We start from the raw sequence: 21,421 nt of genomic DNA, 5'->3' as shown, positions 1-21,421 counted from the left end.
CACCTCGCAGCGTCAGCGGATCATGCTGCGAACCTGGCGGGCCGCCACGGAGAGGGTCGCCAGGTCGAGCTTGCTGACCCGGTTGATCTCCTCCAGGGCGGCACGGGCGCGGCTCAGGCGGAAGGAGTTGGCCTGCTCCCACGCCGCGATCTTCTCCTCCGGGGTGTCGCCCGGCTCGGCGGACCGCAGCACGTCGATCGTGATCGACCGCAGCGACGAGTAGAAGTCGTCCCGCAACGCGAGGCGGGCCAGCGAGTGCCAGCGGTTCAGGCGTTCCAGGCTCGACACCGAGCTGAGCATCCGGTCGACGTCCAGGTGCTCCGACAGCGCGAAGTACAGCTCCGCCGTCTCCTCGTGCGTCCGCTCCTGCCCGGTCGCGCCCTCGCCCTCCTCGCGCTCGGCGAGTTCGGCCACCTCGGTCACGTCCAGCAGCCCGTAGGTGAACAGCAGCCCGGCGATCCGGCGCGCCAGGTCCACCGGCACGCCCTGGCCCACCAGCCGCTCGACGTGCTCGATCACGGACTCCTTCTCGTGCCCCTGGAGCAGGTCGATCGTGCGCGGCGCGAGTTCGGCGACCACCGGGGCGAACCGGCTGATCGTGGACCCGACCGCCAGCGGCTGCGGCCGGTTGGTGAGCAGCCAGCGCGACGCCCGGTCGAGCAGGCGGCGGGTCTCCAGCACCATGTCGTCCTGCACGTCGGTCGGCACGACGTTGTCCAGCGCCCGGATCTGCTGCCAGATCGACGGCAGGTCGTAGATCGCGGTCACCACGGTGTAGGCGCGCACCGCGTCCGTGGCCGACGCGCTGATCTCCTCGGTCAGCCGGAACGCGTACGACACGCCGCCGCCGTCCACGACCTCGTTGACCAGCACCGTCGTGATGATCTCGCGGGACAGCGGGTGGCTGCCGATGGCGTCGGCGAACCGCTCCCGCAGCTCGCTCGGGAAGTAGTCGGGCAGCCGGCGGGCCAGCACGTCGATCGTCGGCAGGTCGCTGGCCAGCACCTCCTCCTTCAACGCCAGCTTCACGTGCGCGAGCAGCGTGGCCAGCTCCGGCGAGGTGAGCCCGTCGCCCGCCTTCTCCAGCGCCTTGAACTCGGCCGGGCTCGGCAGGGCTTCGAGCGTGCGGTCGAGCACGCCGCGTTCTTCGAGGTCGGCGACCAGTCGGGAGTGCACCGAGAGCATCGGCGCGGCGTGGGCGCGGGAGACGCCGAGCACGGCGTTCTGCGAGTAGTTGTCGGCCAGCACCAGCTCACCGACCTCGTCGGTCATCTGGCCCAGCAGCTCGTTGCGCTGATCCTGGTCGAGCTTGCCGTCGCGGACCAGCTCGTCCAGCAGGATCTTGATGTTGACCTCGTGGTCGGAGCAGTCGACACCGGCGGAGTTGTCCAGCGCGTCGGTGTTGACCTTGCCGCCCGTGCGGGCGAACTCGATCCGGCCGCGCTGGGTCAGGCCCAGGTTGCCGCCCTCGCCGACGACCTTGACCCGCAGGTCGGCGCCGTTGACCCGGATCGCGTCGTTGGCCTTGTCGCCGACCTCGGCGTGCGACTCCGCGCCCGCCTTCACGTACGTGCCGATGCCGCCGTTCCACAGCAGGTCCACCGGGGCGAGCAGGATCGCCTTCATCAGCTCCGGCGGCGACAGCTTCGCCACGCCCTCGGGCAGCCCCAGTGCCACCCGGGCGTGCTCGCTGACCGGGATCGACTTGGCCGTGCGCGGCCACACGCCGCCGCCCTCGCTGATCAGCGAGCGGTCGTAGTCGTCCCAGGACGAGCGGGGCAGCTCGAACAGCCGCTTGCGCTCCGAGTAGGACATCTGGGCGACCGGGTTCGGGTCGATGAAGATGTGCCGGTGGTCGAACGCGGCCACCAACCGGATGTGCTCGGACAGCAGCATGCCGTTGCCGAACACGTCACCGGACATGTCGCCGACACCGACGACGGTGAACTCCTCCGACTGCGTGTCCGTGCCCAGCTCGCGGAAGTGCCGCTTCACGCTCTCCCACGCGCCCTTGGCGGTGATGCCCATCGCCTTGTGGTCGTAGCCCACGGAACCGCCGGACGCGAACGCGTCACCCAGCCAGAAGCCGTAGGACTTCGACACCTCGTTGGCGATGTCGGAGAACGACGCCGTGCCCTTGTCCGCCGCGACCACCAGGTACGTGTCGTCACCGTCGTGGCGGACGACCTGCGGCGCGGGCAGCACCGTGCCGGAGTTGAGGTTGTCGGTCAGGTCCAGCAGGCCGGAGATGAACTGCCGGTAGCAGGCGATGCCCTCGGCCAGCAGCGCCTCGCGGTCCAGGCCGGGGTCGCCGGTGGGCGCGGGCGGGCGCTTGAGCACGAACCCGCCCTTCGCGCCGACCGGCACGATCACCGCGTTCTTCACCGCCTGCGCCTTGACCAGGCCCAGGATCTCGGTGCGGAAGTCCTCGCGCCGGTCGGACCAGCGCAACCCGCCGCGGGCCACCGGGCCGAACCGCAGGTGCACGCCCTCCAGCCGCGGCGAGTACACGAAGATCTCGAACCGGGGCCGCGGCTGCGGCAGGTCCGGGATCGCGCGCGGGTCCAGCTTCACCGCCAGGTACGGGCGCGGGTTGCCGTCGGCGTCGCGGACGAAGTAGTTCGTGCGCAGCGTGGCCTGCACCAGCGTGAGCAGGCTGCGCAGGATGCGGTCCGCGTCCAGGCTGGTCACGTCGTCGATCATCGCGGTGATCTCGTCGACCAGGTGCTCGGTGCGTCCGGTGCGGTGCTCGTCCGACAGCGACGGGTCGAACCGCGCCTCGAACAGCCGCACCAGGGCCGTGGCGACCTCGGTGTGGCCGAGCACGGCGTCCTCGATGTAGTCCTGGCTGTACGGGGTGCCCGCCTGGCGCAGGTACTTGGCGTAGGCGCGCAGCGTCGCTGCCTGCTGCCACGTGACACCGGCCTTGAGCACCAGCGTGTTGAAGCCGTCGACCTCCGCCTCACCGCGCCACGCGGCGGCGAACGCGTCCTGGAAGCGGGTGCGGACCGACTCCACGTCCTCGGCGGACAGCTTGTCCAGCGTGACCTGGTCGATGCGCAGGCCGAAGTCGTAGATCCAGCACTGGACGCCGTCGTCGCGGGACAGCTCGTAGGGCCGCTCGTCCACCACGACCACGCCCATGCGCTGCAACATCGGCAGCACGTCCGACAGGGTCAACCGGGCGCCGACGAGGAACAGCTTGAACCGCCGCTCTCCCGGCTCGGCGTCGCGCGGCGTGTAGAACGCCAGGTCCAGGTCACCGGGTTTGAGGGCCTCGATGCGCCGGAAGTCCGCCATGCCCTCGACCGCGGTGAAGTCCTCCTTGTACGCCTCGGGGAACGCCGCGGCGATCCGCTGGCCCTGCTCCGACGACGACTCCGCGCCCAGGCCGGTGCCGTGGTCGTCCAGGACCGCCTCGACCATGCGGTCGTCCCACGAGCGCACCGCCTCGGCCAGCAACTGCTGGATGTAGCCGGTGTCCGGCTCGACCTGGCGCGCCGGGTCGGTGTGCACGGTGAAGTGCACGCGGGCCAGCGCCGACTCGCCCACGCGGGCGCTGTACTCCAGGTTCACGCCGCCGAGCTGGTCGATCAGGACTTCCTGCATGGCCAGCCGGGACGTCGTGGTGTAGCGGTCGCGCGGCAGGTAGACCAGGCACGAGTAGAAGCGGCCGTACGGGTCGCGGCGCAGGAACAGGCGCAGCCGGCGGCGTTCGGCCAGCGCGATCACGCCCGTCACGGTCTGGTAGAGCGTGTCCGTGTCGACTGAGAAGAGCTCGGTGCGCGGGTAGTTCTGGATCACCTCCAGCATCCGCTGCCCCGAGTACGAGTGCAGCGGGAAGCCGGCGCGGTGGATGACGTCGCGGACCCGGCGTTCGACGGCCGGGATGTCCAGCACGTCCTCGTGCAGGGCCGTCGTGGAGAACACGCCCAGGAACCGGTGCTCACCGGTCACGTTGCCGTCGGCGTCGAAGGTCTTCACGCCGACGTAGTACGGGTACACCGAGCGGTGCACGCTCGACTGCGCGCTGGCCTGCGTCAAGACCAGCAGTTCGGGTGACAGTGCCTGCGCGCCCGCGTCCGGGCCCGCGGTCAGGCTGCGTGCCGCGAGGCTGTCCTGTCTGAGCACACCCAGGCCACTGGCCAGGACCGCCCGCAGCGCCGGTTCGCCGTCGGTGGCCGGGTCGTCGCGGACCAGCTCGTACTGGCGGTAGCCGAGGAAGGTGAAGTGGTCGTCGGCGAGCCAGCGCAGCAGGTTCGCGCCGTCGGCCACCTCGTGGCTGGGCAGTGGCGGCGGGTCGGACTCCAGCTGTTCGGCCAGCTGCAGGGCCGTGCCCGCCATCTTGTCGGTGTCCTCGACGACCTCGCGGACGTCGTTGAGCACTGTGTGCAGCTTGGTTTCCAGCTCACGCGCCCGGTCCGGGTCGGTGAGCAGGTCGACCTCGATGTACATCCACGACTCGGCCAGCGCGTCGCCCGGCGGGTCGGCCGGGTCGGCGGTCGGCAGCACCTCCTGGAGCGCGCCCGTCACCAGGTCCCGGCGCACCACCACGATCGGGTGCACCACCCGCTGCACCTGCACGCCGCCGCGGGTCAGCTCGGAGGCCACCGAGTCGACCAGGTACGGCATGTCGTCGGTGACCACCTGCACCACCGTGGCCGGACACGTCCAGCCGTCGTGCGCGCGGGTCGGGTTGATGATCCGCACCACCGGACGACCAGGCACCCGGGTCTCGGCGAGCTGGTAGTTCGAGCGCACCGCGCCCACCAGGTCCACCGGGTCGTCGTCGTTGACTTCCTCGGCCGGGACGTGGCGGTAGTACAGGCGGATCAGGTCGGCGAGCTCGGGGGCGTTGGCGGCGGCTCGTTCGATCAATTCGTCACGAGCCTGTTCGGGACTGGCCGGGCGGGCCGCGTCGACATCACGCGCGGTCTGCTCGGATCGGGACGGGGCTCCAGTCGAGGTCATGTTCAGGCGACTCCACGCTATCCGGCACCTCTGTGTACCGGGTCCGCGCACAACTTAACCAGACGCACGTGAACCCGTTCGCCACAACCCTCTCACTGAATCGAACAACTTGCCGTCAAGTGGCGAATTCACTCGTGACGTGGGCTATTTCCCGCTTTGTTACCGGCCGGAAACCTTATTACCAGCTCAAATCATTTCACGATTCGGGAAGTGTCCACGTGTCGAACCGCCGCGGCGGGTCGACGCGCTGGATCGGGGCGGTGGTCTCGTTCTCGGAGGCCGGCGGCGGGTTCCCGACAGGTGAGATCGGCACGGTGTCCTCGTCCACCTCGACGCGTCCGGCCGCTTCGTCCTCGCGTCGGGCGTCCTCGTAGGCGACGAGGGCCTCGGCGAGGAGTTCGGCCAGGCTCAGGTCGCTCTTGTGGCGGCGTGAAGCGCGGGTGGCGCTGGGCGAGTCGGGGGCGGGTGGCGTCGGTTCGGCGATCGCCGGCAGGTCGATCGTCTTGCCACCGACCACGACCGCGGTGACGAACGGCTCCTTGGGCGTTTCCGCGTCCGCGGCCGGCTCGGCTGCCTGGTCGGCTGTCTGCTCGACCGGCGGTGTGTCGTCGTGCTCGACGTCGGCGGCGCTGAGGAACCCGGTCGGGCTGAACGGCGGCGTGGCCTCGAGCGAGGGGTCGGCCGGCACCGGGTCCGGCACGGGCACCGGCGGCACCTGGTCGGGTTCGGGCACGCCCGGCACCTGATCCGGCTCGGGCTGCGGCGTCGACAAGTCCGCGGCGACCGAATCGACGTCCGTGGAGGGGAAAACCGGCCGCTCGTCGAGATCCTTGGTCCGCGGTCCTTCGACGCTCATCCCTTGCGGTGGCACCGTGTGCGCCACCACCCCGCCGCCGGACTCGGCCACCGGCAGGCCGAAATCGCTCACCGGCGGCACCGGGTAGTCGGGCGGGTCGGGCACGCGGGCGGTGGGGATGAGGGGCCCCTTCACAAAAGCCGCGCCAAGCCCGACCGGCGGCACGTCATCGCGCACGGCCGGTTGGACCATCGTCGGCGAGTCGAACATGTCGACCGGCGCCGGCGGCTCCTCAGTCCGCAGCCGGGACGGCGCCTCCACCCGCCACTGCACCGGCTCGGGTTCCGGCTGGGGTTGCGGCACGGGCTCGGGTGCGATCTGGACCTGCTGCACGGGCTCGGGCGCGATCTGGACCTGCTGCACCGGCTGGGCCTCAGGCTGCTCCGGCCGCACCGACTGAGGCTCAAGCTGCTCCGGCTCTGCCGACTGCACCAACTGCACCGGCCAGGACTCAGCCTGGTCCGACCGCGCCGACTGCGGCTCGGGCTGCACCAACTGCACCGACCTCGACTCAGGCTGTTCCGGCCGCGTCCGCTCCACTTCAGGCCGGTCGTGCTGCCCCGACTCGGCCGCGAGCTCGACCTGCCGCACCGGCTCAGCCGGTTCAGGCCCGGACCGGGCTTCCGGCGCCGACTCGCGTTCAGGCCGATCCTGACGGACGGGTTCGGCCTCCGTCCGCCCGGCGGACTGGGACTCAGCCCCGACCGGCCGCACCGACTGAGCCTGCTGCGGGGCCTCGGTTCGAGACTGGTCCTGCCGCGCCGGCTCGGACTCGGACCGCACCTGCCGGACCGGCACCGGTTCGGGCACGGGCTGGGCCTGCGGTGCGGGCGCGGTCTGCCCCAGCGGCGCAGGCTCGAACTCGGCCTGCCCCGGCGGCGCGGACGCGGGCTCGGCCTGCCCCAGCGACGCGGGCGCGGGCTCGGGCCGCCCGAGCGACGTGGGCTCGGACTCGGCCTGCCCCGGCGGCGCGGGCTCGGGCTCGGGCTGCCCCGGCGGCGCGGGCGCGGGCTCGGCCTGCGGCGCGAGCCGGGGCTCAGGCCGGACCGGCACCGATGGGGAAGCGACCGGTTCATCATCGGCGTCGGGCGCCCGCCGCCGGCCACCGGCACGTCGCGGGTCCAGGAGCCCAGCCGCCTTCAACGTGTCCAACACACTGGAATCGGCCCCGGACTCACCGGGCGACCGCTCCCCATCCGCCGCCTCACGAGCCGCCCGCCGCCGCCCACTGCGCACCGCACCCGCCGCGGCGATCAACCCGGCCGCGGGCACACTCCGCTCGCCACCCTCGTGCGCGGGGGCGGGCGAAGCCACCTCCGCCGGAGCCTCCCCACCGGTGGTCACGTCCGATGGCGGGTGGGCGGCCGGTTGGGGGTTGGCGGGTGCCGTGGTCGGGTCGGCGGTCCGGGTCGGGGACTCGGAGCCCGAGGCATGGGGCACTGGGCTCTGGGGTTCAGGTGCCGAAGCGGCAACCGGGGGTGCGGATACAGGGGCTGCGGCAACCGGGGGCGCGGGAACCAGGGGCGCAGGAACCGGGGCTGCGGGAGATGGGGGTTCCGGGACCGCAGGGGCGGTGTCGGCGGCTTGGCGCGGGGTGGCGGGGCGTGCTTCGACGCTCCTGGCGTGTTCCGGCCGACCGTGGGTGGGGTGGGCCTCCGGTTCCGGGGCACGGCGGCGGCCTCCCGGTTGCGGGTCGCCTTCCGCCTCGCCGAAAGGTTGGACCAGGCGCCAGCGGTCGGCGGCGTGGGCCCTCGCGGCGGAGATGCCGTCCACCGTCATGTCCTCGGCGGCTCGACGGGAGCGCTTGACCCGGACCCCCTCGCTGCGGTGCATCTGGACCGGCCGCCACTGGCGGAGTTGCTGCTTGACGTCCGGGGCGAGGTTCGGGTCGGTGGGCGGCACGGTCGCCGGGGTTCCGGTGCGCAGCAGCGCGGCCAGTTCGTCGTGCAGGCCACCGGCCGGCTTGCGGTGGACGCCCGCGAACTCGGCGGCGAGCCTCGCCCGCACCGCGTAGACCGCCCGGGCCCGCCTGCGTTCGGCCGCGTGGGCGGAACGCAGGTTGGCCAACGCCTCCGCCAGGTCGCCCGCCACCTCGTGGACGTGCGCCAGCGCCAGCAAGCTCTCCGCCAGGAGGGTGTCCAACTGGTGGCGTTCGGCACTGTCCGCCGCGTCACGGAGCAGGTCGCGGGCCTGGTCGACGCGGCCGGCGGGCAGGTGGACCCTGGTCGCCAGGGCCAACCGGAGCCAGCCGGCGGTGGCCGCGGACGGCGCCCGGACCGGGCGTTCCAGGAGCGGGGTGCCGAGTTCGGACGCCTCCCCCGGCTTGTTCAGGTCCATCAGGGCGCAGACCAGTTCGACCGTGAGCCTGCCCCTGACCTGGCCGTTGTCGGACTCGGCCTCCTTGAGGCGGTCGAGCACGGCGAGACCGTCACGGGCCGCGGCGACCGCCGCCTGCAGGTCGCCCCAACGGCGGTGCTGCCCCGCGGCGGACGCGCGGAGCAGGCCCCGGTGCAGCAGGGTCGTGTCGTGGTCCAGCAGCGGATCGGCCTGGTAGAGCTGGTCCGCTTCCTCCAGCGCCTGGGCGAGCGCCGCGCCGCGGCCCACCGAGACCAGGCACTCGCTGGCCTGGACGAGGGCCGTGGCCCGCAGGCCCGGCGGGACGTCGTCGGCTTCCAGGACCGGCCGGACGGCGGCGAAGCCCGTGAGGGGCGCGCCGACCGCCCTGGCGCTGTCGGCCAACTCGACCCGCAGCCGCCAAGCCGTCTCCCGCTCGGACGCGGCCTCGGCCGCCTTGAGGGCGTCCAGTGCCCGGTCCGCGATCCGGACGCCCCGGCCCATCCGGTTGCTCGCGAAGACCACCAGGGCCTCCGCGCGCAACCGGTCCACCTCGTCACGGCGGGTGGAGGCGAGCGCCACTGCGCGCTCGCCCAGCACCAGAGCAAGCTCCGGTGCCCGCCAACGCAGCCGCCAGGCGGGCACGACCAGCGTGCTCACCTCGACGTCCGCCTGCGCCTCGCCCCTCGCCGCCACGATGTAGGTACCCGGCTCTCAGTCCCGTGTGAGCTTGCGGTAGGTCACGCGGTGCGGCCTCGCCGCCTCCGCGCCGAGGCGCTCGATCTTGTTCTTCTCGTAGCCCTCGAAGTTGCCCTCGAACCAGTACCACTGCGACGGGTCCTCGTCCGTGCCCTCCCACGCCAGGATGTGCGTGGCGACGCGGTCGAGGAACCACCGGTCGTGCGAGATGACCACGGCGCAGCCGGGGAACTGCTCCAGCGCGTTCTCCAGCGAGCCCAGTGTCTCGACGTCCAGGTCGTTCGTCGGCTCGTCCAGCAGGATCAGGTTGCCACCCTGCTTGAGCGTCAGCGCCAGGTTCAGCCGGTTGCGCTCGCCACCGGAGAGCACGCCCGCCGGCTTCTGCTGGTCCGGCCCCTTGAAGCCGAACGCGCTGACGTACGCCCGCGACGGCATCTCGACGTTACCGACGTGGATGTAGTCCAGGCCGTCGGAGACGACCTCCCACACGTTCTTCTTCGGGTCGATGCCCGCGCGGTTCTGGTCGACGTAGGACAGCTTGACCGTCTCGCCGATCCGGACGGTGCCCGAGTCGGGCTCCTCCAGGCCGACGATGGTCTTGAACAGCGTCGTCTTGCCCACGCCGTTCGGACCGATGACGCCGACGATGCCGTTGCGCGGCAGGCTGAACGACAAGTTGTCGATCAGCACCCGGTCGCCGAAGCCCTTCTTCAGGTTCTCCACCTCGACCACGACGTTGCCCAGACGCGGGCCCGGCGGGATCTGGATCTCCTCGAAGTCGAGCTTGCGGGTCTTCTCCGCCTCCGCGGCCATCTCCTCGTAGCGGCCGAGGCGGGCCTTGGACTTGGCCTGGCGGGCCTTGGCGCCCGACCGGACCCACTCCAGCTCGTCCTTGAGCCGCTTCTGCAGCTTCTGGTCCTTCTTGCCCTGGACGGCCAGCCGCTCGGCCTTCTTCTCCAGGTAGGTGGAGTAGTTGCCCTCGTACGGGTGGGCCCGGCCGCGGTCGAGCTCCAGGATCCACTCGGCGAGGTTGTCGAGGAAGTACCGGTCGTGGGTGACGGCCAGGACGGCACCCGCGTACTGCGCCAGGTGCTGCTCCAGCCACAGCACGCTCTCCGCGTCCAGGTGGTTGGTGGGCTCGTCGAGCAGCAGCAGGTCCGGCTTGCTCAGCAGCAGCTTGCACAGGGCGACCCGGCGGCGCTCGCCACCGGACAGCGTCTTGACGTCGGCGTCCGGCGGCGGGCAGCGGAGGGCGTCCATCGCCTGCTCCAGCTGGGAGTCGAGGTCCCACGCGTTCGCGTGGTCCAGCTCCTCCTGGAGCTGGCCCATCTCCTCCATCAGCTCATCGGAGTAGTCGACGGCCATCTTCTCGGCGATCTCGTTGAAGCGGTCGAGCTTCACCTTGATCTCGCCGAGGCCTTCCTGGACGTTGCCCAGGACCGTCTTCTCCTCGTTGAGCGGCGGTTCCTGCTGAAGGATGCCCACCGTGTAGCCGGGCGAGAGGAAGGCCTCGCCGTTGCCCGGTGTGTCCAGGCCGGCCATGATCTTCAGCACGCTCGACTTGCCGGCGCCGTTCGGACCGACAACGCCGATCTTCGCACCGGGGAGGAACATGATGGTGACGTCATCCAGGATGACTTTGTCCCCGTGCGCCTTGCGCACCTTCTTCATGGTGTAGACGTACTCGGCCATGCCCGCGATCGTAGAGCGGTGCCGATCGGGCCCGAACCTCGGACGCCGGCAACGGACGTGGGCACAACGCAGAGTTAACGCGAACGTGGGTCACCCACAGACGTAACACGCCCGTCGACCCCGCCTGGCGCGACCCTGCGACCAGCGACTCCGACCGGATGCGCGAACTCGGTGCGCTGTCAACCCCCGGTGCCTGCGTGCGGACCCGGCCCTGGCGCCGGCCCGACGACCTCCCTCCTCCACGCTCGCAACGGCGACGACTGCCCGCGCATTCTCCGCCCCGATCGCGCCGGCGGAAGCCCTTGTCGCTCGATCGGCTCAGAACGGCACTTCGGCCACCTCCTTCGGGCGCTCGGCCTCACCCGGGAGGACCAGCGGCAACTCGTCCGGTTTGCGCGGCGCGACGATCTCGGGCGCGGCCCTGGCCTCGACGGCGTCCGGCGTGTGCCTGGTGCGCGTCGGCATGGCGGTGCACAGGGCCAGGTTGGGACCGATCGCGGTGGCCTCCAGCTCCAGGACCGGCTGCGACTTGCCGTCGAACTCGACGTCCTTGATCGTCAACCGGCCGGTCACCACCACCGGGTCGCCCTTGTTCAGCGATGCCTGCGCGTTGTCCGCCAGCATGCGCCAGCAGGACACCGTCAGGAACATCCGCGAGCCGTCGGACCAGCGACGTTCCGCGTCGTCCCACACCCGCTCGGCGCTGAACAGCCGGAACTTCGCGCGGCTGAAGCCGGTGCCGACCTTGGTGTGGGTGACCGAACTCGCGACATTGCCGCAGATGGTGACCCGGGTCTCGTTGTAAGCCATGTCCGCCTCCTTGGGGTTGATCTCCTGCAACCAGGTTGCCGGGCGCTGAGCTGGGCGGACAGCTGCGGTTCCGAATCTGTGGACAAGTCCCTGAAGCATGCATAATCGCAATGAGTGAGCGCTCACTCGTTGATATGAGTGAGGACTCACTCATAAGCTGGCACCATGCCCGACGAGACAACCCAACGCCGTCGCCGCGCGCCCGCGATGAGCCCCGAGGACCGCCGTGAGGCGATCGTCGCCGCCACCGTCCCACTGCTGTTCACGCACGGCGCCAACGTCACCACCAGCCAGATCGCCAAGGCGGCCGGCATCGCGGAGGGCACCGTCTTCCGGGCGTTCAAGGACAAGCAGGAACTCATCCGCACGTGTGTGCGGAGCGTGCTGGCCGTCGACTCGGAACTGGCGCTCATCGAGGAGGCGAGGCAGGCCAGGACCCTCGCCGAACGCCTCTCCTGGGCCATCAGCGCCGTCTCCGGCTACCTGGACCGGATGTGGCAGCTCAGCAGCGTCCTGCGCGACTCCGGCTACGACCCGCACGACGGGCACGGCAAGGAGCGCGAGCACAAGGGACCGCCGGTCGAGATGCAGCGCATCACCGAGCACGTCGCCTCGCTGTTCGGCCCGGACGACGACCTGCGCGTCGACCCGTCCCTGGCCGCACGCCTGCTGCTCGGGCTCGTGTTCACCAACCGCATGCAGGGCGAGGGCTTCGGCGACTCCACCGCCGACGCCGACCAGCTCGTGCAGCTCTTCCTGCACGGCGTACTGAGGGGGAAGCAGTGACGGACCTGATGATCGAGGCAACGGACGTCGGCAAGGCGTTCGGTGCGCAGAAAGCCCTGGACGGCGTGAGCATCGCCGTGCCCAAAGGCTCCGTGCTCGGCCTGCTCGGCCACAACGGCGCGGGCAAGACGACGCTGGTCAACGTGCTCACCACGATGCTCCCGCCGGACTCGGGCCGCGCGGAGGTGGCCGGGTTCGACGTCGTGGCACAGGCGCACCAGGTGCGCAGCCGGATCGGCCTGACCGGACAGTTCGCCGCCGTGGACGAGCAGCTGTCCGGCCTGGACAACCTGGTCCTGATCGCCCGGCTGCTCGGCGCGACCCCGCGTGAGGCCAGGGCCAGGGGCGCCGAACTGCTGGAGCTGTTCGGGCTGGCCGACGCGGCGAAGCGGCCGTCCCGGACCTACTCCGGCGGCATGCGGCGACGCCTCGACCTGGCCGCGAGCCTCGTCGGCCACCCGGAGGTGATCTTCCTGGACGAGCCGACCACGGGCTTGGACCCGGCCAGCAGGCTCGGGCTGTGGGAGATCGTGGAAGGGCTGGTCACCGACGGCACCACGGTCCTGCTCACCACCCAGTACCTGGACGAGGCCGACCGCCTGGCCGACTCGATCACCGTGCTCTCGAAGGGCAAGGTCGTCGCCGCGGGCACGAGCGCCGAGCTGAAGGCCCAAGTCGGCCAACGCACGGTCACCGTGACCCTGGCGGACGTCTCGGACGTCCCCAAAGCCACCGGAGCCCTGGAACGGGCGGGCCTGCAGCCCGTCACGGCGCAGAACACGCTGACCGCGCCCGTCACCTCGTCCCGCGAGATCGCCACGGTGGTCCGCGCGCTGGACGAGGTCGGCCTGGAGGCCACCGAACTGGCCCTCGGCGAACCGACCCTGGACGACGTCTACCTCACCCTCGCGCAGCACGCGGCCTGAACGGGAGCCCTCGGATGACCACCATCACCGCCTGGCGCGGCACCGACTTCGGCACCCAGGTGCTCGTGCTGACCCAACGATCACTGCGCACGCTGGTCAGCGACCCGCGCATGATCGTGTTCAGCATCCTCCAGCCGCTGATCATGCTGACCCTGTTCAGCCAGATCTTCGCGAGCATCGCCACCACGCCCGGCTTCCCCCAAGGCGTGGCCTACATCGACTTCCTGATGCCCGCGATCCTGGTCAACACCGCCATGCAATCGGCGCTGCAAGCGGGCGTCGGCCTGGTCACGGACATGAAGAACGGCGTGCTGGCCCGGTTCCGCTCACTGCCCATACGGTCGGGTTCGGTGCTGGTCGCGCGCAGCCTGTCCGACCTGGTGCGCACGGCCGCGCAGCTGCTGTTGATGCTGGTGTTCGCGGTCGTGGTGTTCGGCTACTCCCCCGCGGGCGGCGTGGTGGGCACCGTCGCGGCGCTCGCGCTGGCACTGGCCGTCGGCTGGGGTCTCGGCTGGATCTTCCTGGCCATCGCGGCGTGGCTGCGCAACGCCGAGCTGATGCAGACCGTGGGCTTCCTGGCGATGTTCCCGCTGATGTTCGCGTCCAGCGCGTACGTGCCGATCAGCGGGCTGCACGGCTGGCTGCAGGCCGTCGCGAACGTCAACCCGTTGACGTTCGCGGCACGGTCGTTGGCGCTGGCCCAGCCGGTCACCGGTGTGGTCGGGGCGCTGGTCACCAGTGCCGTGCTGGCCGTCGCGGGATGGATCGCCGCCGTCAAGGGCTTCCGCAGGCCTCTCTAGGAGTCCTTGCCTGACATCTTGCGCAGCATCGCGTTGTACGCGGCCAGGTCCGCGTCACCGTCCGCGTCCGCCCGCCGGTCCGCCCGGCGGGCGTCACGGCTGTCCGACCTCGCCCACTGCACGAGCAGCGCCACCATCACCACGATCAGCGGCAACTCGCCCGCCGCCCACGCGATACCGCCACCGAGCCGCTGGTCCTCCAGCTGCGACGTCACCCAAGGCAGTCCCAGCGAGCGGTAGAAGTTCTCGCCGATCACGGTCTGCGAGCTCATCAGCACGATGCCGAAGAATGCGTGGAACGGGATCGAGGCGAACAGCAGGCCGAGCCGTCCCAGCGGCGGCAGCCGGTTCGGCGCCGGGTCGATGCCGATCACCGGCCAGTAGAAGACGTACCCGACCAGGATGAAGTGGGCGTTCATCGCCAGGTGCGCCCAGTGGTAGTCCAACGCGCTGTCGAACAAGCCGGAGAAGTACAAGCCGTAGAACGAGCCCACGAACAGCGCCAACGCCACGAACGGGTTGGTCAGCACCTTCGTTACCGGCGAGTGCACGAACGCCAGCAGCCACTCCCGCGGCCCCGGCGGGTTGCCCCTGCCCGCCACGGGCAGCGCGCGCATCGCCAACGTCACCGGACCGCCCAGCACCAGCAGGATCGGCGCCAGCATGGACAGCAGCATGTGCGCTTCCATGTGGATGCTGAACATCGCCGGCGCGTACCGGCCCACCCCGGACGACGTGGCGAACACCACGGTCAGGCACCCCGCGACCCACGCGACGGTGCGGCCGACCGGCCACGCGTCACCGCGCTTGCGCAGCCGCCGCACGCCCAGCAGGTACAGCACGCCGAGCGCGATGAAGACCGTGCCGAAGACCAGGTCGAACCGGCAGTCGAACAGCAGCCGCGACCACGTCGGCGCGCCGAACAGGTCGTAGCCGATGCGCAGCTCCACCGTGCTGGGCAGCACCCGGCCCTCGACCGGCGGAGGCGTGCGGCTCAACGCCGCGGCCAGGCCCAGCGTGAGGAACATCAGCAGCACCTCGACGCCCGCGAGCTTCACCAGCGACCGCCCGGAGCCCGTGGCCACGACCTCCTTCACGCTCTTCTCGCGCTGGAAGTACCCCACGACACCCAGCACGACGAGCGCGAGCGCCTTGCCGAGCACCAGCAGCCCGTACTCGCTGCCGAACAACTGGCTCACCGGCAGCCGCACCCAGGCGTTGATCACGCCGGAGGCGGCCATCACGATCCAGCAGACCAGCGCCAGCCGGGAGAACCGCGCCGTCGCCAGCCCCAGGTGGTCGCCGCCCCGCCTGCCGTGCGCCAGCAACGCGATCAGGCCGCCGACCCACAACGCCGCCGCGATCAGGTGGTACAGCAGGCTGTTCGTGGCCACGTCGTGCGAACCGCCGCCGGACGAGTGCCCCGTCACCGCCACCGGGATCAGGGCGAACACCGACAGGAAGAACAGCGGCACGGTCCAGCCCCACGACAGCACCAACCGGCAGCCCAGCGCCAGCAGCGCCACGATCACCGCCGTGATCATCCACGCCTTCGCCTGCTCCACCAGCCCGGCCACCTGGACCAGGACCGACGGCTCCAACAGCGCCGTCACCGGCTGCCCGAGCGCGTCGGCCACCGTGAACGGCACCGACAGCACCGCGCCCAACGTCCACACCAACGCCGCCCAGGCCGCCGTGCGCACGGCCGCGTAACCGTCGGCGGCCAGCGTGCCGCTCTCCTGCGGCGGCACCAGGAACGCCGCCAGCAGCAGCGAGCCGACCGTCACCACGGCCGCGGCCTCGGTCAGCACGCGCACGACGATCAGCGCGGACGCGTCACCGCCGGTGAGGACGAGCAGCCCCGCCGCCACCAGGGCGGCTATCGCCGTGCCGACGATCAGCAAGGGGATGAGACCGGTCCGCCGGGTGCGGGAAGGCGCGTCAGTGGGCACGTGACGAGCGTAGGCGGCCCGGCCACACCGCCACCAACCGCCGGACGTGCGCAGATCACACCCACTACCGTTGCCGGACGTGACCAGTTCTCGCACGGTGCTCTTGATGGCCCTCGCCTTGCTCCTGTCGGCGGGGTGCAGCTACTCCATCAACGGGGACGCGCTGCCCCAGGCCGGTGTCACACCCTCGACGACGTCCGCGGACGAGCCTTCGGGCGCGCCGAAGATCGCCAAGCCGCGCACGGTCGTCGGCGTGGAGCCGTGCTCCCTGCTCACCGCGGCCGACCTGAAGTCCATCGGCCCGTACAAGAAGGACCCGGCGCGCAAGGACGACGTGATCCAGGAGTCGTGCCAGTACGTGCTGGACGACGGCTCCCAGGCCGGGCGGACCGTGATCGCCGCGCTCTACCAGAAGTACGAGCAGGTGCGGACGCGGCAGGCCGACGGGCGCGAGGTGGTCGTGGAGGGGCACTCGACGTGGGTGCTGTGCGAGCCGACCGGCGGCGAGACGGCGTGCACCGCGACCCTGGCGGTGAACGCCAACCGCAGCGTCCTGGTGGCGATGGCCCAGCCCGCGGGCGTGCCCGACCGGATGCTGGCCGCGATGCAGCCGCTGCTCAAAGCGGCGTTGAGCCGACTCCCGCCCGCCTGAGCTCACGGGCGCGCGACCGGCGCGCCAGCAGCACCGCGGGCACCATCAACGCGATCACGAACGCCACGAAACCCAGCGAGATCGACAGGTTGCTGGCGTGCGCGAGACCGCCGACGACCGGTGGGCCGAGCAGGAAACCGGTGTAGGCGACCGTCGTGACCAGGCCGATCTCGCGTTCACCGCCCGTGCCGTCGGCGCGCCTGCCCGCGTCACCGGCCAGGTCCATGATCACCGGGAACGCGAACGCCAGGCCTAGGCCCACGAGCGCGAACCCGACATAACCCACGGCGGCCGACCGCACCAGCACGGCGAGCGCGAGGCCGAGCGCGGCCACCACGGCACCCGACGCGAGCAGCCGGTACGGGCCGACGCGGCGTTGCGCGGGCTCGCCGAGCAGGCGGGCGGTGGCCATCGCGATGGAGAACCCCGCGTACGCCGCCGCAGCAGCGGCCTCGCCCACACCGCGTTCGTTGACGAAGAACAGCGCCGACCAGTCCGACGCCGCACCCTCGGCGATCGCGGAGAACAGCGTGATCGTGGCCAGCAGCCACAACAGCGGCCGCTTGAGGACCGGCCGGTCCTCCCGCACCGCGTCGGTGGTCTCGCCGGTCGTGGTGGGCACGGCCCTGATCACCCAGGCGATGGTGACCGCGCCGATCACCGCGACCGTGATGAGGTGCCTGGTCAGACCCCAGCCGACACCCGCCGCGGCCGCCGCGCCCAGCGAGCCCACCAGGCCGCCGACGCTGAAGCCCGCGTGGAACTGCGGCATCAGCGGCCGGTCCAGGCTGCGGGTGACGGCGACGGCGGCGACGTTCATGCCGACGTCCAGCGACGCGCCGCACGCGCCGAGCACGAACAGCACCAGGCCGAGTTGGAACGGCGTGTCGGCGAGCGTGAGCGAGGGCACGGCCAGCACGGTGACCGCCGCACCCACCACGATCAGCTTCCGCGCACCCACCCGCGCGCAGATCCGGGCCGCGAACGGCGCCGTCGCCGCCAGGCCGACGCTCGCGCCGAACAGGGCCAGGCCCAGCGTCGCCTCGGTCGCGCCGACCTGTGCCGCCAGCGCGGGCATGCGCGCCGCCCAGGACAGGAACAGCGCCCCGTTGAACAGGAACACCGCGAAGACGGCGAGACGTGGCGTCGGCATGCTTTCGAGTGTGAACTAGAGCGCTTCAGAACGTCCAACCGATTACCTGGTTACGCTCATCACGTGGACCGCCCTCGCAAGCCGACGCTCGACACGGTGGCCGGCGCGGTCGGCGTGTCGCGCGCCACGGTGTCCAACGCCTACAACCGGCCGGATCAGCTGTCCGCCGCCTTGCGCGAACGGATCCTGGAGACCGCGGCGTCCCTGGGGTACGCGGGGCCCGACCCGGTGGCCCGCAGCCTGGCGACCCGGCACAGCGCCGCCGTCGGGTTCATGCTCGGGCAAGGGCTGTCGGCCTCGTTCGCCGACGCGGCGCTGTCGATCGTGCTGGACGGGCTGGCGTCGACCGTGGACGGGCACGACCACTGCCTGGTACTGATGCCGGGCAAGGACAAGGGCGGACCGCGGCCGGAGACCGTGGCGCGGGCGCAGGCCGACGTCGTGGTGGCCTACTCGCTGCCCGACGACGCGCCGGCGTTGACCGCGGCTCGGACGCGCGGGCTGCCCATGGTGGTGATCGACCAGCCCGTGCTGCCGGACACGGCACGCGTCGAGGTGGACGACTTCGGCGGCGCCCGGCTGGCGGCGTCCTCGCTGTGGGCCTCGGGGCACCGGCGGTTCGGCGTGGTGACGTTCGCGCTGCACCCGGACGGGCACAACGGCCCGGTGACGCCCGCACGGCTGGCTTCGACGTCGTTCCGCGTGACGCGGGACCGGCTGCACGGGTACCTCGACGTGACGGGGACGGACACGCCCGTGTGGGAGTGCGCGCGGAGCAGCCGTGAACTGGGCCGTGCGGGTGCTCGCGCCCTGCTCTCGACCTCCCCCCGTCCCACGGCGCTGCTGTGCGCTTCGGACGAGTTGGCGTTCGGCGCGCTTCAAGCGGTCCGAGACCTCGGGCTGCGCGTGCCGACCGACGTGTCGGTCATCGGCTTCGACGACGTGCCCGCCGCCGAACACGCAGACCCACCGTTGACTACGGTGCGTCAACCCCTCGCCGAGAAGGGCAGGCACGCGGGCGAACTGGCCCTGCGCCTGCTCGACGGCGGCAGACCGGGAGAGCCGACCAGACTGCCGGTTTCCCTCGTTTCGCGCGACTCGACGGCGCCTCCAAAGTGATCCACATCACTTTTAGGCCATCTTGATCACCCTTCTGGCACCTGGACGGAAACGCGACGAGTCTTCCGGACGATGTGTCCGGTGGGGCGGCTACGCTGCTACAGCTCGTGGTCAACAGCCCCTCCAGCCTCCGTAGCTCAGTGGAGAGAGCGAGGGACTTCTAATCCCGAGGTCGCAGGTTCGAATCCTGCCGGGGGCGCGCGAGCGTTGTTCAGGAGCGGTGTGGCCGGTCTTTGGTCAGGATCGGCCCACACCACGCCCGAGTCTTGGTCGGGCGGTGAAGGTCAGAGCGGGCGGGTCGAGCGGCAGCTTTCGGCGCGGCAGCTCCAGGTGGAAGTCGTCCCGCCGACGGTGACGAGAGCGGCGTGGGCGAGGAAGCGGTCGCGTTTGGTGCGTTCGTCCAGGGTGGCGCAGTCGCAGGTGGGGCTGGGCGGGGTCGCTTCGTTGTGGGCCAGGCCCATGTACCCCAGTGGGACGCCGAGGCCCTCGGCGATGGCGGTCAGCGTGTCGTAGGACTCGACCTTGGTGCCGGACAGGACTTGGTCGACGTCGTGGGCCGGTTGGCCGGTCAACGCGGCGATCCGGTCACGTGGCACGCCGTGGTGGGTCAGGAGCCGGTAGACGGTGGTGATGTCGCGCAACGCCAAGGCGTCGCGCATCTCGTGCTGCTCCCACACGTCCGGCAGGTCGGGGCGCGCCTGGACGGGGCGGACGGCGCGTTCGTCCACGGCGGGCCCAGGCGCGGTGGCGGCGTCCCAGTCGACCCACGCCCACTCCGGTTCCGCCACCTTGGCCACGGCGCGCGGGTCGGCCGCGGACAGGGCGACGCCGCGCACGGCGTTGCGGAAGCGGTACGGGACGGCGGACGACGCCGGGATGCCGCACGTGGAACGCGCCAGGATCGCGGCCACCGAGTCGCTCGGCGGACCACCTCGCCAGTACAGCTCCAGCACGTCGCCGACGACGACGCCGTCCAGCCACGCGGCTCCCCGCCACAGCGGCAACCGGCGCAACACCCCGCTCATCAGGTCCACGGGCAGGTCCGGCCGGGGTGCCGCCTCACGGGGGTCGAGGCCGCCGGTCAGGGCCAGCTCGACCGGCAGACCGGTGGCCACGGCCCGCCGCCAGCGTTCCCGCGTCACGCCGAGCAGGCGCGCCTCACCATCGGGTGAACGCAGGTCCAGGTGGTCCCGGCGGGGGTGGACGCGCAGCCCCGGCACGCCGTCGACCCGGTCGCCCGCCGCCACCGGCAGCAGCTGGGCCAGCAGGTCGTCCAGCGCCGTGTCGTGGACCCGCAGGCCGAGCACCTTCGCGTCCGGCCGCACCCGGCTCACCAGGGACGTCGGCCGCAGTGGGTGGCCACGCCGGCGCATGCCCGCCATCGTCCGGTTGGCCGCCGCCAGCAACGCCGCCTCGAACCGGCGTTGGCCGGGCGTGCGGGCACTGGGCACGACACCGTCGGGCGGCACGCCACCGCGTTGCCTGCGCACCATGTTCGGTGTCTCACCGGTGCACCGGTTGCGCTTGACCAGAGAGCTTGTCGACACGAGGAACCTCCGCGGACGCCTCCCGGTCGACGCCACCGGGTTCGCCAACGCGCCAACGCCGAACCCCGGGAACCGGCGGACATGCGGTACACGCTCACCAGAACGCGCTCTGGAGGCACCCACTCCCTCCGGGTCGGGAGGAGCCTCGGCGGCAGCCGCACCTGCCAGGTCACAAAACTACAACAACGGCGATGGCCGACGGGGCGCGATCACTCGAAGGTGCGAACCCCTCGGTTTTGTCGGAGCTTCCGGCCGACCGCGGCCAGGCCGGCGAACCGCTCCGGGTGCTCGTCCACGTCGTCCGACGACGCCGGACGCCACAGCGGCAGGTGCACGACACCCGGCTCGACCAGCTCGTACCCCTCGAACAGCGCCTCGACCTCCGGCTTGGACCGCATGGTCATCGGGGTCGCGGTGCGGCGCCGGTACAGGTCGGTGTGCTCGTCGGCCTGGGTGTCCTGGCCGTCGTGGGTGGCGTGCGAGATGACCAGGTAGCTGCCCGGCGGCACGGCGTCGCGGTAGGCGGCGATGATCTTCGCCGGGTCGTCCTGGACGAAGTGCAGCACCGCGACCAGCATGACCGCGACCGGCCGGTCGAAGTCGAGCAGGCCGGTGACCTCGGGTGCGGCCAGCACCTCGGCCGGCTCGCGCAGGTCCTGCTGGACGACGGTGGTCCGCGGGTCGTCACCGAGGATCGTGCGGCTGTACGTCACCGCGATCGGGTCGTTGTCGACGTAGACCACGCGCGCGTCGGCAGCGGCTTCACGGGCCACCTCGTGCACGTTGCCCACAGTGGGGATACCGGAGCCGAGGTCGAGGAACTGGGTCACGCCCTCGCGCACGCAGAACTGCACGGCCCGGCGCAGGAACGCCCGGTTGGCCTGCATGATCAGCGGCAGCTCGGGCCACATCGAGATCGCCTGCTCGGCCATCTCCCGGTCGACGGCGAAGTTGTGCGCCCCGCCGAGGTAGTAGTCGTACACCCGGGCGGCGCTCGGCCTGGTCAGGTCGATGTCCGGTCGTTCACCCACGGCTCGCTCCTTCCCCCGACCGGCAGCTTAGGCGCTCGTGGGACGGGGGCGCGTGGCCGGTGGGATAGCCCGTTCGCAGCCCGCGGATTGTCG

Annotated in this window: 12 protein-coding genes, 1 tRNA gene and 1 pseudogene; 6 read left to right on the top strand and 8 right to left on the bottom strand. The window is 71.5% G+C overall.

Annotation, left to right across the window (positions count from 1 at the left end):
• Positions 1 to 12 precede the first annotated feature (12 nt).
• From A6A25_RS14095 to A6A25_RS14080, 4 genes are all read right to left on the bottom strand, one after another.
• Positions 13 to 4,971, bottom strand: a complete 4,959-nt coding sequence (locus A6A25_RS14095; RefSeq protein ID WP_073889383.1) for an NAD-glutamate dehydrogenase — start codon at positions 4,969 to 4,971, stop codon at positions 13 to 15.
• 196 nt (positions 4,972 to 5,167) lie between these two features.
• Positions 5,168 to 8,857, bottom strand: a complete 3,690-nt coding sequence (locus A6A25_RS42945; protein WP_073889380.1) for a hypothetical protein — start codon at positions 8,855 to 8,857, stop codon at positions 5,168 to 5,170.
• Between the two features lie 18 nt (positions 8,858 to 8,875).
• Positions 8,876 to 10,552, bottom strand: coding sequence for an energy-dependent translational throttle protein EttA (gene ettA, locus A6A25_RS14085; protein WP_073889378.1), 1,677 nt, complete (start codon positions 10,550 to 10,552; stop codon positions 8,876 to 8,878).
• 318 nt (positions 10,553 to 10,870) lie between these two features.
• The gene (locus A6A25_RS14080) at positions 10,871 to 11,362 is read right to left on the bottom strand and encodes a single-stranded DNA-binding protein (protein ID WP_073889375.1); all 492 of its coding nucleotides are present in this window, start codon (positions 11,360 to 11,362) and stop codon (positions 10,871 to 10,873) included.
• A 165-nt stretch (positions 11,363 to 11,527) separates the two neighbouring features.
• Here A6A25_RS14080 and A6A25_RS14075 point away from each other — a divergent pair, with 165 nt between their 5' ends.
• Genes A6A25_RS14075 through A6A25_RS14065 form a run of 3 tightly spaced genes read left to right on the top strand, consistent with a single transcriptional unit; the run spans position 11,528 to position 13,874 of the window.
• Positions 11,528 to 12,148 (top strand): TetR/AcrR family transcriptional regulator, encoded by a 621-nt coding sequence (locus tag A6A25_RS14075; protein WP_083668315.1) that lies wholly within the window; start codon positions 11,528 to 11,530, stop codon positions 12,146 to 12,148.
• On the top strand, positions 12,145 to 13,074 hold the full coding sequence (locus A6A25_RS14070; RefSeq protein WP_198932695.1) for an ATP-binding cassette domain-containing protein: 930 nt from the start codon (positions 12,145 to 12,147) through the stop codon (positions 13,072 to 13,074). The genes A6A25_RS14075 and A6A25_RS14070 overlap by 4 nt, the downstream gene beginning before the upstream one ends.
• A gap of 14 nt (positions 13,075 to 13,088) precedes the next feature.
• Positions 13,089 to 13,874: an ABC transporter permease gene (locus A6A25_RS14065; protein ID WP_073889369.1), complete on the top strand. Its 786-nt coding sequence runs from the start codon at positions 13,089 to 13,091 to the stop codon at positions 13,872 to 13,874.
• Here the strand turns inward: A6A25_RS14065 and A6A25_RS14060 are convergent.
• Positions 13,871 to 15,826, bottom strand: a complete 1,956-nt coding sequence (locus A6A25_RS14060) for a cytochrome c oxidase assembly protein (RefSeq protein ID WP_073889366.1) — start codon at positions 15,824 to 15,826, stop codon at positions 13,871 to 13,873. The two genes, A6A25_RS14065 and A6A25_RS14060, sit on opposite strands and share 4 nt — an antisense overlap.
• 79 nt (positions 15,827 to 15,905) lie before the next feature.
• Between A6A25_RS14060 and A6A25_RS14055 the strand changes: the two genes are divergently transcribed.
• A complete protein-coding gene (locus A6A25_RS14055) occupies positions 15,906 to 16,478 on the top strand; it encodes a DUF3558 family protein (protein WP_143193144.1) in 573 nt (190 codons plus the stop codon).
• Positions 16,479 to 16,740: 262 nt separating this feature from the next.
• Here A6A25_RS14055 and A6A25_RS14050 read toward each other — a convergent pair.
• Positions 16,741 to 17,556, bottom strand: a pseudogene (locus tag A6A25_RS14050) (MFS transporter); the annotation flags it as partial.
• Between the two features lie 138 nt (positions 17,557 to 17,694).
• Here A6A25_RS14050 and A6A25_RS14045 point away from each other — a divergent pair.
• A complete protein-coding gene (locus tag A6A25_RS14045) occupies positions 17,695 to 18,750 on the top strand; it encodes a LacI family DNA-binding transcriptional regulator (RefSeq protein WP_073889356.1) in 1,056 nt (351 codons plus the stop codon).
• 126 nt (positions 18,751 to 18,876) lie between these two features.
• Positions 18,877 to 18,949, top strand: a tRNA-Arg gene (locus A6A25_RS14040).
• An 85-nt stretch (positions 18,950 to 19,034) separates the two neighbouring features.
• Here the strand turns inward: A6A25_RS14040 and A6A25_RS14035 are convergent.
• Together A6A25_RS14035 and A6A25_RS14030 are read right to left on the bottom strand one after the other, a co-directional pair.
• Positions 19,035 to 20,297: a hypothetical protein gene (locus A6A25_RS14035; protein ID WP_073889353.1), complete on the bottom strand. Its 1,263-nt coding sequence runs from the start codon at positions 20,295 to 20,297 to the stop codon at positions 19,035 to 19,037.
• Between the two features lie 209 nt (positions 20,298 to 20,506).
• Positions 20,507 to 21,328 (bottom strand): SAM-dependent methyltransferase, encoded by an 822-nt coding sequence (locus tag A6A25_RS14030; RefSeq protein WP_073889350.1) that lies wholly within the window; start codon positions 21,326 to 21,328, stop codon positions 20,507 to 20,509.
• Between the last annotated feature and the right edge of the window lie 93 nt (positions 21,329 to 21,421).

This window comes from Saccharothrix sp. CB00851, from assembly GCF_001905065.1.
GTDB lineage: Bacteria > Actinomycetota > Actinomycetes > Mycobacteriales > Pseudonocardiaceae > Actinosynnema.
This window is presented reverse-complemented; position numbering and strand designations above follow the sequence as displayed.

Coding starts and splice junctions, on each gene's coding strand:
- A6A25_RS14080 (WP_073889375.1), bottom strand. CDS start 11,362: ATGGCTTACAACGAGACCCGGGTCACCATCTGCGGCAATGTCGCGAGT.
- A6A25_RS14065 (WP_073889369.1), top strand. CDS start 13,089: ATGACCACCATCACCGCCTGGCGCGGCACCGACTTCGGCACCCAGGTG.
- A6A25_RS14075 (WP_083668315.1), top strand. CDS start 11,528: ATGCCCGACGAGACAACCCAACGCCGTCGCCGCGCGCCCGCGATGAGC.
- A6A25_RS14095 (WP_073889383.1), bottom strand. CDS start 4,971: ATGACCTCGACTGGAGCCCCGTCCCGATCCGAGCAGACCGCGCGTGAT.
- ettA (WP_073889378.1), bottom strand. CDS start 10,552: ATGGCCGAGTACGTCTACACCATGAAGAAGGTGCGCAAGGCGCACGGG.